This is a genomic window from Streptomyces sp. NPDC024687 (assembly GCF_055559055.1).
The window spans coordinates 692,200-705,317 of the sequence record NZ_JBVHLJ010000005.1; the positions used below are offsets into that span (position 1 = coordinate 692,200).

At 68.9% G+C, this 13,118-nt stretch carries 13 protein-coding genes; 10 read left to right on the forward strand and 3 right to left on the reverse strand.

The window, feature by feature from the left end; translation table 11 throughout:
- Positions 1-4: 4 nt before the first annotated feature.
- The 7 genes from nadC to ACZ39I_RS23375 all read left to right on the forward strand — a co-directional run bounded on the left by nadC (position 5) and on the right by ACZ39I_RS23375 (position 4,531).
- Positions 5-988 (forward strand): carboxylating nicotinate-nucleotide diphosphorylase, encoded by a 984-nt coding sequence (nadC, locus tag ACZ39I_RS23345; protein ID WP_467246226.1) that lies wholly within the window; start codon positions 5-7, stop codon positions 986-988.
- Positions 989-993: 5 nt separating this feature from the next.
- Complete coding sequence (locus tag ACZ39I_RS23350) at positions 994-1,791, forward strand: type III pantothenate kinase (RefSeq protein ID WP_352387948.1); 798 nt, start codon at positions 994-996, stop codon at positions 1,789-1,791.
- 163 nt (positions 1,792-1,954) lie between these two features.
- Positions 1,955-2,650, forward strand: coding sequence for a hypothetical protein (locus ACZ39I_RS23355; protein WP_467246271.1), 696 nt, complete (start codon positions 1,955-1,957; stop codon positions 2,648-2,650).
- Positions 2,651-2,708: 58 nt separating this feature from the next.
- Positions 2,709-2,873 carry a hypothetical protein gene (locus ACZ39I_RS23360; RefSeq protein ID WP_020122549.1) on the forward strand — a complete coding sequence of 55 codons (165 nt, stop codon included), beginning with the start codon at positions 2,709-2,711 and terminating at the stop codon, positions 2,871-2,873.
- Between the two features lie 149 nt (positions 2,874-3,022).
- Positions 3,023-3,415 (forward strand): BlaI/MecI/CopY family transcriptional regulator, encoded by a 393-nt coding sequence (locus tag ACZ39I_RS23365; protein ID WP_352387952.1) that lies wholly within the window; start codon positions 3,023-3,025, stop codon positions 3,413-3,415.
- A gap of 9 nt (positions 3,416-3,424) precedes the next feature.
- The gene (locus ACZ39I_RS23370) at positions 3,425-3,973 is read left to right on the forward strand and encodes an amino-acid N-acetyltransferase (RefSeq protein WP_352387954.1); all 549 of its coding nucleotides are present in this window, start codon (positions 3,425-3,427) and stop codon (positions 3,971-3,973) included.
- A 222-nt stretch (positions 3,974-4,195) separates the two neighbouring features.
- Positions 4,196-4,531, forward strand: coding sequence for a histone-like nucleoid-structuring protein Lsr2 (locus tag ACZ39I_RS23375; protein ID WP_007383771.1), 336 nt, complete (start codon positions 4,196-4,198; stop codon positions 4,529-4,531).
- A 34-nt stretch (positions 4,532-4,565) separates the two neighbouring features.
- Here ACZ39I_RS23375 and ACZ39I_RS23380 read toward each other — a convergent pair whose 3' ends face one another.
- Positions 4,566-5,333, reverse strand: coding sequence for an SCO3374 family protein (locus ACZ39I_RS23380; RefSeq protein WP_467246227.1), 768 nt, complete (start codon positions 5,331-5,333; stop codon positions 4,566-4,568).
- 431 nt (positions 5,334-5,764) lie between these two features.
- Here ACZ39I_RS23380 and ACZ39I_RS23385 point away from each other — a divergent pair, with 431 nt between their 5' ends.
- Positions 5,765-8,290, forward strand: coding sequence for an ATP-dependent Clp protease ATP-binding subunit (locus tag ACZ39I_RS23385; RefSeq protein ID WP_352387958.1), 2,526 nt, complete (start codon positions 5,765-5,767; stop codon positions 8,288-8,290).
- Positions 8,291-8,362: 72 nt separating this feature from the next.
- Here ACZ39I_RS23385 and ACZ39I_RS23390 read toward each other — a convergent pair whose 3' ends face one another.
- The gene (locus ACZ39I_RS23390) at positions 8,363-8,995 is read right to left on the reverse strand and encodes an HAD family acid phosphatase (RefSeq protein ID WP_467246228.1); all 633 of its coding nucleotides are present in this window, start codon (positions 8,993-8,995) and stop codon (positions 8,363-8,365) included.
- 390 nt (positions 8,996-9,385) lie between these two features.
- Here ACZ39I_RS23390 and ACZ39I_RS23395 point away from each other — a divergent pair, with 390 nt between their 5' ends.
- Positions 9,386-9,934, forward strand: a complete 549-nt coding sequence (locus tag ACZ39I_RS23395; RefSeq protein ID WP_451472870.1) for a M23 family metallopeptidase — start codon at positions 9,386-9,388, stop codon at positions 9,932-9,934.
- A gap of 876 nt (positions 9,935-10,810) precedes the next feature.
- On the opposite strand, the gene ACZ39I_RS23400 is transcribed toward ACZ39I_RS23395, so the two are convergent.
- A complete protein-coding gene (locus ACZ39I_RS23400) occupies positions 10,811-11,407 on the reverse strand; it encodes a TetR/AcrR family transcriptional regulator (RefSeq protein WP_467246229.1) in 597 nt (198 codons plus the stop codon).
- Positions 11,408-11,551: 144 nt separating this feature from the next.
- Between ACZ39I_RS23400 and ACZ39I_RS23405 the strand changes: the two genes are divergently transcribed.
- A complete protein-coding gene (locus ACZ39I_RS23405) occupies positions 11,552-13,117 on the forward strand; it encodes an MDR family MFS transporter (protein WP_451472868.1) in 1,566 nt (521 codons plus the stop codon).
- Position 13,118 lies beyond the last annotated feature (1 nt).

Below are 13,118 nucleotides of genomic sequence, written 5' to 3' on the forward strand. Positions count from 1 at the left end.
ACCAGTGAGCACCGACGACCTTCCCCTCGCCCCGTCCGGCGGCTGCGGCGACGGCTGTGCCTGTGGCACCGCCGACGGCGGCGACGAGGAATACCTGGAGTGCGGGCTCGACCCCGCGCTCGCGCAGCTCCTGGCCGACGCCGGGCTCGACCCGGTGGAGGTCGAGGACATCGCCAACGTCGCCATCCAGGAGGACCTCGCCCACGGCGTGGACGTGACGACTGTCGCGACCATCCCCGAGGACGCCGTCGCCACCGCCGACTTCGTCGCCCGCGAGGCGGGCGTCGCGGCCGGCCTCCGGGTCGCCGAGGCGGTCGTCTCGGTGGTCTGCGAGGACGAGTTCGAGGTCGAGCGGCACGTCGAGGACGGCGACCGGGTGGAGGCCGGGCAGAAGCTCCTGTCGGTCACCACCCGCACGCGTGACCTCCTCACCGCCGAGCGCAGCGCCCTGAACCTGCTGTGCCGGCTCTCCGGCATCGCGACCGCCACACGCGCGTGGGCGGACGCCCTGGAGGGCACCAAGGCACGCGTGCGGGACACGCGCAAGACGACTCCCGGCCTCCGGTCGCTGGAGAAATTCGCGGTGCGGTGCGGCGGCGGGGTCAACCACCGGATGTCGCTGTCCGACGCGGCGCTGGTCAAGGACAACCACGTGGTCGCCGCCGGTGGCGTCGCGCAGGCCTTCAAGGCCGTCCGGGAGGCCTTCCCGGACGTGCCGATCGAGGTCGAGGTCGACACCCTGCACCAGCTGCGGGAGGTCGTGGACGCGGGCGCCGACCTGATCCTGCTGGACAACTTCACGCCCGGCGAGTGCGAGGAGGCGGTGGCGCTCGTGGACGGGCGGGCCGCGCTGGAGGCCTCCGGGCGGCTGACGCTGGCCAACGCGCGCGCGTACGCCGACACCGGCGTCGACTACCTCGCCGTCGGGGCGCTCACCCATTCCTCGCCGATCCTCGACATCGGTCTCGATCTGCGCGAGGCGGAGTAGTCGCGATGCTCCTCACGATCGACGTAGGCAACACGCACACCGTCCTCGGGCTGTTCGACGGCGAGGACATCGTCGAGCACTGGCGGATCTCCACGGACGCGCGCCGGACGGCGGACGAGCTGGCGGTCCTGCTGCAGGGCCTGATGGGCATGCATCCGCTCCTCGGGGACGAACTGGGCGACGGCATCGACGGGATCGCGATCTGCGCGACCGTGCCGTCCGTGCTGCACGAGCTGCGCGAGGTGACGCGCCGCTACTACGGCGACGTGCCGGCCGTGCTGGTCGAGCCGGGGGTCAAGACGGGGGTGCCGATCCTCACCGACAACCCCAAGGAGGTCGGCGCCGACCGGATCATCAACGCGGTGGCGGCCGTCGAACTGTTCGGCGGACCGGCCATCGTCGTGGACTTCGGTACGGCGACCACGTTCGACGCGGTGTCCGCGCGCGGGGAGTACGTCGGTGGGGTCATCGCGCCCGGTATCGAGATCTCCGTGGAGGCGCTCGGTGTGAAGGGGGCGCAGCTGCGGAAGATCGAGGTGGCCCGGCCCCGGAGCGTGATCGGGAAGAACACGGTCGAGGCGATGCAGTCCGGGATCGTGTACGGCTTCGCCGGGCAGGTCGACGGCGTGGTGGGCCGGATGGCCCGGGAGCTCGCGCAGGACCCGGACGAGGTGACGGTGATCGCCACGGGCGGGCTCGCGCCGATGGTGCTGGGGGAGTCGTCGGTGATCGACGAGCACGAACCCTGGCTGACCCTGGTGGGGCTGCGGCTGGTGTACGAGCGGAACGTGTCCCGCATGTGACTGCCCGGAGGCCCGGCTGCCCGGCTGTCCGGCGGCCCCGTTTCTCGGCCGCCGCACGTCCGGGCGGGTGGCCTCCTCACGCCACACCCGTCCGCTATGACGAGTTTGTCTGATTAGCGCGTACTGTCGCCGCATGCCCACGCCATACGGATCCCGCGGCGGCATGGCGTTCGGCGTGGAGGAGCTGCGTGTGCTCCGCCGCGCTCTCGCCCTCGCCCTACACCCCGCCCCTGCCTCGGCCGAGGACATCAAGGACTGCCACCGCCTCGCCGGGTCCCTCGACGAGGCGGTGCGCGAGGGGGCCCGGCTGCGTGCCTTCCTGGTGGCCGACCTCGCCCGGTACCGCGCCGCACTGCCCGGCACCGCCGCCGGTTACCTCACCCTGCTGGAGGAGGCACTGGGCGCCGGGTACCGGCCCGACCCCGACGATCTCGCCGCCCTGCGGGCGCTGCGCGGCAACCCCGTCGCGGCGGCACTGCTGATCCGCTGCCAGATGCTGGCCGAACGGGACGTACGAGCCCGTCTCGCGGGCACCACGAGCACCCGGCGCACTGCGGTGGCCCCGGTGGTCCCCGCCTCCCGTACGCGCCTCCTGGCGCTGCCCGGGGGCCTGGCCGCAGGCCATTCCGGCGGCGTCCCTCGTGGGGGCGTCCTGGGCGGTCCGGCGGAACAGGACGCGAAGGAGCCGCAGCGCGCACCGCGGAAGGAGCCGGCCAAGCACCCGGTGAAGCCCGCGGAGAAACCGGCCCCCGCCGCCCCGAAGCCCTCCCGCCCCATCCCCACGCCGGGCGAGGTCTTCCCGCGCCGCAAGCCGGCCCAGCCCCCGTCGAACCCGCCGCAGCACCTGGCCGCGGGCTGACACGGCACAGTCCGCACCCCGCCCGAGATGTCCGTGCGTGCGTGGCTACCCTGGACGCATGGACTATGTCTCCGCGCTCGTGCCCCCGGTCGTCATGGCCGTGTTCTTCATCGGCCTGATCCGGGTGATCGTGAAGACCCAGGGCGGGGCCAACAAGGCCAAGGAGGACGCGGCCGTCGACGCAGCGCTCGCGCGCGCGGAGGCTACCAAGCAGGCCGACTGACCGGCCGCGCCCTCATCGGCGTACGACTCTCCGAGCCACCGTGTTTTCGGAGTCGTACGCCCTTTTTGTTGCTGTTTGACGTCGAAAGAGCACGTCCGTCACGCCGAAAGCCGGATCTCCCACTATTGTGCTGAGCTGTGCCTCGCCCATTGGGAGAACTCGAAGACGCGGTCATGACGCGGGTGTGGAAGTGGAACCGCCCGGTCACCGTTCGAGAAGTCCTGGAAGACCTTCGGCAGGAACGGTCCATCGCCTACACCACGGTGATGACCGTTTTGGACAATCTCCATCAGAAGGGCTGGGTGCGCCGTGAGGCGGAAGGCCGGGCCTATCGATATGAGGCGGTCTCCACACGGGCCGCCTACGCCGCCGCACTGATGAACGACGCCTGGTCCCAGAGTGACAACCCCGCCGCCGCTCTCGTCGCCTTCTTCGGGATGATGAGCGAGGAACAGCGACTGGCACTGCAGGACGCTGTACGGATGGTCGAGGGGCCGTCCATGGAGAACCCCGACTCGGCATCGCGGGACGGCGGGCGATAGCGTCCGCTCATGTCCGCGAAGAGTCCCTCCGCCGAGAACCCCGAAGTCACCGCAAAAGCCATCACGGTCCGGCGGGCCCGCACCAGCGATGTCGCCGGCATCCGTGGTCTCCTCGACACCTACGTCCGCGACCGCATCCTGCTCGACAAAGCGACGGTGACGCTTTACGAGGACATCCAGGAGTTCTGGGTCGCCGAGCGCGACGACAACGCCGAGCTGGTCGGCTTCGGCGCCCTGCATGTCATGTGGGAAGACCTCGCGGAAGTGCGCACTCTCGCCGTGAAGCCCGGGCTGAAGGGTGCCGGCGTCGGGCATCAGTTGCTGGAGAAGTTGTTGGAGACGGCCCGCTGGCTGGGTGTTCGCCGCGTTTTCTGTCTCACCTTCGAAGTGGACTTCTTCGGCAAGCACGGCTTCGTCGAGATCGGTGAGACACCCGTTGACACCGATGTCTACGCGGAGCTGCTGCGTTCCTATGACGAAGGCGTGGCAGAGTTCCTCGGTCTCGAACGAGTGAAACCGAACACCTTGGGCAACAGTCGGATGCTTCTGCATCTGTGATCGCCAGGGATTCGGGCGCTCGGTCCTGCCCAGGTTCCCTATGTCCGAAACGCGCATGTTTCCGGACGGGGAGGTCCCAGTCGGTCTCTCCCGGGGGTTTGTGTTTTTCAGGCAAAAGCGGTTTGCTTTCCGACGTACTGCAGTACTGCATATAACAGGGGACGGCGAAACGGCGGACGCCGCAGACCCCCGGCCCTCAAGTATTGGATGAAAGGAAATCCGGTGGCACAGAAGGTTCAGGTCCTTCTTGTCGATGACATCGACGGCGGCGAGGCGGACGAGACCGTCACGTTCGCGTTGGACGGCAAGACGTACGAGATCGATCTCACGACCGCCAATGCGGACAAGCTTCGTGGCCTTCTCGACCCGTACGTGAAGGGCGGTCGCCGCACCGGAGGCCGTGCTTCGGGCGGGCGCGGAAAGACGCGGGCCGCTTCCGGCGGCAGCCAGGACACCGCTCAGATCCGCGCCTGGGCCAAGGAAAACGGTTACGAGGTCAATGACCGCGGCCGTGTTCCGGCGAGCATTCGCGAGGCTTACGAGAAGGCCAACGCCTGATCGAAAGGTCCATGAAGGCCGGGGCCGCGAAGGCTTATGCCCGAGCGCGCCGCAGCCGCAGCCGGTGGCACTGGGTCGCCACCGTGTTCACGACGCGTACGAGATCGGGGGCGCCCCCAACGCGCCCCAGCGCCGACATGGTCGGCAGCGAGGCCTCGACCTCGCACCCAGGCTCGGGGGGCCGCAGCCATACGGCGGCCCCCTGCAGGGCGCCCGGGCGCCCCGGGGCGTGAGGCCGCAGGCCTCCGGTGACCCCGCTCGCCTCCGTCGGTGACGGCCGGGGTACGAATCCGCCCGGCTCCGGGAGTGAGGGCGGGGCAAGAGATGCGACCGCGCCGGGCCCCGGACGCGCGGGCCGCCCCGACGGCACCTCCCCGGGCGTGCCCACCGCGGGCTCCGGCGGACGCGGTGCCCGCATCACGCAGCCACTGCCCAGCGCCCGCAGGTCGAGCGCCAGCGTGCCCCACTCCAGCCAGTCCAGCAGGCCCGGCAGCTCCTCCGCGCTGCCCGCCGCCACCAGGAGCCGCATGCGGTCGCCCCACAGCGCCACCGGAGAGGCCTCGGTGAGATGGCGCAGGGCCGCGCGACCCGCCTGCTCCGGAACGTCCAGGACGTCGAAGCGCAGCCCCAGAAGCAGTCGTACCGGAGATTCGGGGGCGCTCGCGGGCACGGTGGGCCAGCCCAGTTCGTTCTCGTACCAGCGGCGGACCGGATCGTCGCCGGAGGTTGCCCCGTCGAGCGGTCGTCGGGGGAGCGGGACCGCGGTGAGATCCGCGGCCGGAGGGAGGTGGCTGGCGACCATGCCGAGTGCAACCGCCGGAAAGGCGCGAGAGTTACGCTGGGTGTACCGGCGTGCGCGAAGAGTGGCTGAAAAGGGGGCGTGCGGGGGTGCGGAGTGGCACAAGGTTGTTCGCCCGTAGCGGAGGGACGGGGGGCGTACGGCATGGAGTGTCGGTCCGAGCGGGTAAGACATCCCTAGTGGGAGGGGGCGACACGCAGGAGAGGGCCGTCTCACGTTCGCCATCGGCGTACTGGCGACTGGGGTAACTGCCTGGCCTGCGGGAACATCGTCTCGCACCATCGGGTTGGAGCAGATGTCGGCGTTCGGGGTCAGGAGGCCATCGACGGTGTCGGCAGTTGGAATGAGCGGTCCCCGCTTGCGGGACTAAGCTGCGGAAGGACAGGGAGGGGAAGTTCCCCCCACTGCCTGACCGCTCTGAGGAGCGATTAACGATGTTCGAGAGGTTCACCGACCGCGCGCGGCGGGTTGTCGTCCTGGCTCAGGAAGAAGCCCGGATGCTCAACCACAACTACATCGGCACCGAGCACATCCTCCTGGGCCTGATCCACGAGGGTGAGGGTGTCGCCGCCAAGGCCCTTGAGAGCCTCGGGATTTCGCTCGAGGCGGTCCGCCAGCAGGTGGAGGAGATCATCGGGCAGGGCCAGCAGGCCCCGTCCGGGCACATCCCCTTCACCCCCCGTGCCAAGAAGGTCCTGGAGCTGTCGCTCCGCGAGGCCCTTCAGCTGGGCCACAACTACATCGGCACGGAGCACATCCTGCTCGGCCTGATCCGTGAGGGCGAGGGCGTCGCCGCCCAGGTCCTGGTCAAGCTGGGCGCAGATCTCAACCGGGTGCGGCAGCAGGTCATCCAGCTGCTCTCCGGTTACCAGGGCAAGGAGACCGCCACCGCCGGCGGGCCTGCCGAGGGCACGCCCTCGACGTCCCTGGTCCTCGACCAGTTCGGCCGGAACCTCACCCAGGCCGCTCGTGAGTCCAAGCTCGACCCGGTCATCGGGCGCGAGAAGGAGATCGAGCGGGTCATGCAGGTGCTGTCCCGCCGTACCAAGAACAACCCGGTGCTGATCGGTGAGCCCGGCGTCGGCAAGACCGCCGTCGTCGAGGGCCTCGCCCAGGCCATCGTCAAGGGCGAGGTGCCCGAGACGCTGAAGGACAAGCACCTCTACACGCTCGACCTCGGCGCGCTGGTCGCCGGCTCCCGCTACCGCGGTGACTTCGAGGAGCGCCTGAAGAAGGTCCTCAAGGAGATCCGCACCCGCGGCGACATCATCCTGTTCATCGACGAACTGCACACGCTGGTCGGTGCGGGTGCCGCCGAGGGCGCCATCGACGCCGCTTCGATCCTGAAGCCGATGCTGGCCCGCGGTGAGCTGCAGACCATCGGTGCGACCACGCTGGACGAGTACCGCAAGCACCTGGAGAAGGACGCGGCCCTCGAGCGCCGCTTCCAGCCCATCCAGGTCGCGGAGCCGTCCCTGCCGCACACGATCGAGATCCTCAAGGGTCTGCGCGACCGGTACGAGGCCCACCACCGTGTCTCGATCACGGACGAGGCCCTCGTCCAGGCCGCCACCCTGGCCGACCGGTACATCTCGGACCGCTTCCTGCCGGACAAGGCGATCGACCTGATCGACGAGGCCGGTTCCCGGATGCGCATCCGCCGGATGACCGCGCCGCCGGACCTGCGCGAGTTCGACGAGAAGATCGCCGGTGTCCGCCGCGACAAGGAGTCCGCGATCGACTCGCAGGACTTCGAGAAGGCCGCCTCCCTCCGCGACAAGGAGAAGCAGCTCCTGGCCGCCAAGGCCAAGCGGGAGAAGGAGTGGAAGGCCGGCGACATGGACGTCGTCGCCGAGGTCGACGGCGAGCTGATCGCCGAGGTCCTCGCGACCGCCACCGGCATCCCGGTCTTCAAGCTGACCGAGGAGGAGTCCTCGCGTCTGCTGCGCATGGAGGACGAGCTCCACAAGCGGGTCATCGGCCAGGTCGACGCCGTCAAGGCGCTGTCGAAGGCGATCCGTCGTACGCGTGCGGGCCTCAAGGACCCGAAGCGTCCCGGTGGTTCGTTCATCTTCGCCGGCCCGTCCGGTGTCGGTAAGACCGAGCTGTCCAAGGCGCTCGCGGAGTTCCTCTTCGGTGACGAGGACGCGCTGATCTCCCTCGACATGTCGGAGTTCAGCGAGAAGCACACGGTCTCGCGGCTCTTCGGTTCGCCCCCCGGATACGTGGGCTACGAAGAGGGCGGCCAGCTGACGGAGAAGGTGCGGCGCAAGCCGTTCTCGGTGGTTCTCTTCGACGAGGTCGAGAAGGCTCACCCGGACATCTTCAACTCGCTGCTGCAGATCCTGGAGGACGGTCGTCTGACCGACTCCCAGGGCCGGGTCGTGGACTTCAAGAACACGGTCATCATCATGACGACCAACCTCGGCACCCGGGACATCTCCAAGGGCTTCAACCTGGGCTTCGCGGCCTCGGGTGACAAGAAGACCAACTACGAGCGCATGAAGAACAAGGTCTCGGACGAGCTCAAGCAGCACTTCCGGCCCGAGTTCCTCAACCGCGTGGACGACGTCGTCGTCTTCCCGCAGCTGACCCAGGCCGACATCCTCCAGATCGTCGACCTGATGATCGGCAAGGTGGACGAGCGTCTCCGGGACCGGGACATGGGCATCGAGCTCTCCCAGTCCGCCAAGGAGCTGCTGTCCACGAAGGGTTACGACCAGGTGCTGGGTGCGCGGCCGCTGCGTCGCACGATCCAGCGCGAGATCGAGGACACGCTCTCGGAGAAGATCCTCTTCGGTGAGCTGCGTCCCGGTCACATCGTGGTCGTCGACACGGAGGGCGAGGGTGAGACCAAGACCTTCACCTTCCGCGGCGAGGAGAAGTCGGCGCTGCCGGACGTCCCGCCGATCGAGCAGGCGGCCGGCGGTGCCGGGCCGAACCTGAGCAAGGAGGCGTAAGCCTCACGGCCGCAGGGCCGACAAGAGGGGCCGGTGCTCTGGGAGCACCGGCCCCTCTTGCGTTGTGTCAGGTCAGGACAACTGGCCGTTGTAGTCCGGGAGTTTGAAGGTCTTCTCGGCGTGGCCGCCCGACAGGTCGGTGGCGCTGTTGCCGATGTTCGCGATGATCGTGTAGCCCTTGTTCTCGATGTCGACGCGCTGGGCGGTCTTGTAGGCGGCCACGTCCTTGAAGAGGTCGATGAAGCCGCGGACGTAGAGGCCGCCGACCTGGTAGCCGACGTACTTGAGGTTGTAGTTGGTCGCCGAGGCGATGATGCCGGGGCGGGCGGTCACGAAGAACAGGGAGACGCCGTGCTCCTGGGCGTACTTCGCGGCCTCCATGACGGGCTTGTTGGCCGGCGAGGGGTAGCTGAAGCCGAAGTCCGTCTCCAGGGTGGTGTTGTCGATGTCGAAGACGATCGCCTGCTTCTCGCCGGGCTTGGTGGCCGCGATACGCGTCTTCAGGTAGGGCAGTGCCTGGTTCATCACGGCCTGGCAGTCGGACTGCCAGGTGGCGTAGTCGACGTCCGCGGCGGCGGCCGTGGCGGTCGTGGGGGCGCTTGCGGTGGCCGTCGCGGCCTCGGCGGGAACGGCCAGGGCGACGAGTGCGGCTGCGGAGACGGTGGTTACGGCTGCGCGGCGCGCCCAGGGGCGTCGGCTTCTCATTGTCGTGGGGGTCCTCTCACGTCCGTATGCCGTTGTCTGGTGCATGTTCGGGGACGAGGGTGGCGCGAGAGGAACCGTAGGGTTACCGGTTGGTAGGAAGCCAGAGACGTGCGTCACTTGGCGAGGCTTTTGCATTGAGGCCGCCGGTGACTTGCCGCACAGGCGATTTGTCCATTACTAGCCGGAATAGTGGAAGTTCCAGGGTCGGATTCAAGGAGATTCCGGTAAAGAAAGGGATTTTACGGATGTCCTTCTCGCCCCATTACTACATTCCGTCGTAGTTGCGCCGTTTGGGGGTATTCGGGCTCCGGGGTTACCAAGGGATGCGCCATCCGGTCGCCGTCGTGCGTCGGGTGGTTTCCCCTTGTCCCCGGCTTCATGAGGTTCCGAATGTTCCAGCGCGTCTCCCACCGCTCCTCCCGTACGTCCCTGCTCCGCACCCGTGTGGCCGTCATGGCCGCGTCCGTCGGGGCGTCGGCTGTGCTGGGGGCCGGAGTCGCCTCCGCCGCGTCCTCCTCGGCGTCCTGGGTCGACCCGGTGAAGAAGTACACGCTCAGCGCGAGCTACGCCCAGGCCGGCAGCATGTGGCACTCGACCCACAGCGGGCAGGACTTCGCGGTGCCGAGCGGTACGACCGTCGTCGCCGCACACGGCGGGACCGTCGTCAAGGCGGGTCCGGGCGGTGCCGGTGACGGTCCCGCCTACGGCAACGCCATCGTGATCAAGCACGGCAACCGGACGTACTCGCAGTACGCCCACCTGTCCCGGATCAAGGTCAAGGTCGGCCAGATAGTCAAGACCGGTCAGCGCATCGCCCTGTCCGGCAACACCGGCAACTCCAGCGGGCCGCACCTGCACTTCGAGATCCGCACGACCGCCAACTACGGCTCGGCCGTCGACCCGGTCGCCTTCCTGCGCGGCAAGGGAGTCAAGGTCTGAGCCTGACGGCGGACGCGGGATGTGTTCTGCCGGGGTCGGTGAGCGGGGCGGCTTGCGGGGGTGGGCGTTCTTCCCTCCGGGGCGAGGGCAGCCGAGGGGGCGGGGGGCGCCGCACGGGGGTTGGGCTGGCCCGGGGGTGGGTCGGGGCGGGAGCCGTTGAGGCTCAGGGGGGCGACTGCGGGTGTCGGCCCGTCGCGCTGTCCCCGACCGAACCGCGGCCGGCCGGTCCGGTTGCTCTCGGAGCGGACGGCGGGTGGTCGGGCCGTCGCGCTGCCTGCGGGCCGAACCGCGGAAGTCAGCTCATCGCGTCGCCTCGGCCCAACCGAGGGCCGGTCGGTCCGGTTGCTCTCGGAGCGGGCGGCGGGTGTCGGGCTCTCGTGGTGCCTGCGGGTCGAACCGTGGAAGTCGGCTCGTCGCGTCGCCTCGGCCCAACCGAGGGCCGGTCGGTCCGGTTGCTCTCGGAGCGGGCGGCGGGTGTCGGGCTCTCGTACTGGCCGCGGGTCGAACCGCGGAAGTCAGCTTGCCGCGTCGCCCTCGGCCGGACCGCAGGTCGGCCGGTCAGGTTGTCCTCGGAGCGGGCGGCGGGTGTCGGGCTCTCGTGGTGCCTGCGGGTCGAACCGTGGAAGCCGGGTCGTCGCGTCGCCCTCGGCCGAACCGTAGGCCGGTCGGTCCGGTTGTCCTCGGAGCGGACGGCGGGTGTCGGGCTCTCGTACTGCCCCGGGTCGAACCGCAGAAGTCAGCTTGCCGCGTCGCCCTCAGCCGAACCGTAGGTCGTTCAGTTCGCCCTCGGCCCGACCACGGGCGTCAGCCCCCCGCTCCTCTCGGGCTCCGACCGCGGGCGTCAGCCACTCTCGCCGCCGCCCTGAACCGCACCCCCTACCCCTCCCCGCTCCCCCCGTGCGCCCGTGTCACCAGGTCCGTCGCGACCTCCAGGACGGCCTTGCGCTTGGCTTCCGGGTCGCCGGCGATGTCCTGGAGGAAGAACATCCCGGCGTGCAGGGTGAAGATCGCGCTGACGCAGCGGACCTGGTCGGTCAGGGCCGCCTCGGGGTCGACGATGATCTCGCGCAGGCCCTGCATGCGCTCCTTGAAGGTCTCGCCGACGCGCAGTTCACGGACCGCCGCCTGGTTCTCCTGCATGAAGCGGAACAGCGGCGTCGCACCGGCCAGGAGCTCGCTGTAGCGCCGTACGATCTCCTGCTTCGTCTCCAGCGTGTGCGGCTGCTTCCGGCCCCACTCGATCAGGTCGAGGATCGGCTGCGTCAGGTCGTCGAAGATGCTGACGAGGATCTCTTCCTTGGTCTTGAAGTGGTAGTACAGCGCCGCCTTGGTGACGTCCAGGTGCTCGGCGATCTCCCGCAGGGACGTCTTCTCGTACCCCTGCTGTGCGAAGAGATCGAGCGCCACGTCCTGGATGCGCTGGCGCGTGTTGCCGCGGCGCTGCTGCTTCGTGACGTCCATGGTGCCGCCCATCCTCGTGCTCCTCGGCTTTCCATAAAACTTACTTGACGCCCGGCTAGTTACGCGTCTACCTTCCCTCAGTGTAGACAACTAGCCGGGCGGCAAGTAAGTGCCCCGGCGAGGGCAATACCGCAGGACCTCAGGGGAGTGGGAACAATGGCGGACACACAGACGGTCGAGACCGAACCGGACAAGAAACAGCGCAGTGTGCGGGTCGTCCTGCTCGCGCTGATGATCACCATGATGCTCGCGATGCTCGACAACATGATCGTGGGCACCGCGATGCCGACGATCGTCGGGGAACTCGGCGGGCTCGAGCACCTGTCGTGGGTCGTGACGGCCTACACGCTGGCCACCGCGGCCGCCACCCCGCTCTGGGGCAAGCTCGGCGACATGTACGGCCGCAAGGGCGTCTTCATGACGTCGATCGTGCTCTTCCTGATCGGCTCCGCGCTCAGCGGAATGGCCCAGGACATGGGGCAGCTCATCGGTTTCCGGGCCGTGCAGGGCCTCGGCGCCGGCGGTCTGATGGTCGGCGTCATGGCGATCATCGGTGACCTGATCCCGCCCCGTGAGCGCGGCAAGTACCAGGGCATGATGGCCGGCGTCATGGCGCTCGCGATGATCGGCGGCCCGCTGGTCGGCGGCACCATCACCGACAACTGGGGCTGGCGCTGGTCCTTCTACATCAACCTGCCGCTCGGCGTGGTGGCGCTCGGCCTCATCAGCGTCGTCCTGCACCTGCCGGCGAAGCGTGCGCAGGCGCGGATCGACTATCTCGGCGCCGCACTGCTGACCATCGGCATCACCGCGATCGTCTTGGTGACCACCTGGGGCGGCACGGAGTACGCCTGGAGCTCCGCGCGGATCATGGAGCTGATCGGCATCGGTGTGGCCGCGCTCGTCGGGTTCGTGTTCTGGCAGACCAAGGCGACCGAGCCGGTGCTCCCGCTGCACATCTTCCGCAGCCGCAACTTCACGCTCATGTCGATCATCGGCTTCATCACCGGCTTCGTGATGTTCGGCGCCACCCTCTTCCTGCCGCTGTACCAGCAGTCCGTGCAGGGTGCCTCCGCCACCAACTCCGGGCTGCTGCTCCTGCCGATGCTCGGCGCGATGCTGGTGACCTCGATGGTCGCGGGCCGGATCACCACCAACAGCGGGCGGTACTACGTCTTCCCGGTCCTCGGCAGCGTCCTGATGGTGATCGGGCTGTACCTGCTGTCGACGATGGACACGGGGACCTCCCGGTTCACCTCCGGTGTCTTCATGGCCGTCGTCGGACTCGGCATGGGCTGCCTGATGCAGATCACCATGCTGGTGGCGCAGAACAGCGTCGAGATGAAGGACATGGGCGTCGCGTCCTCGTCCACCACCCTGTTCCGGACCCTCGGCTCCTCCTTCGGTGTCGCCATCATGGGCGCCCTGTTCAACCACCGCGTCCAGGACACCATGGCCGAGCGGGGCGGATCGCTGGGCTCCAAGGTGACCGAGCAGTCCGCGCAACTGGACGCGAAGAGCCTGGAGAAGCTGCCGGCCGCGGTGCGCGAGGCGTACCAGTACGCGGTCTCCGCCGGCACGCACTCGGCGTTCCTGCTCGGCTCGATCGTCGCCGTGGTCGCGCTGGTGGCGGCGGTGTTCGTCAAGGAGGTGCCGCTGAAGGGCGCGGGACCGCAGAAGTCGGCGGACGACCCGGCGCCGGCTCCGCTGGTCGAGGTCTGAG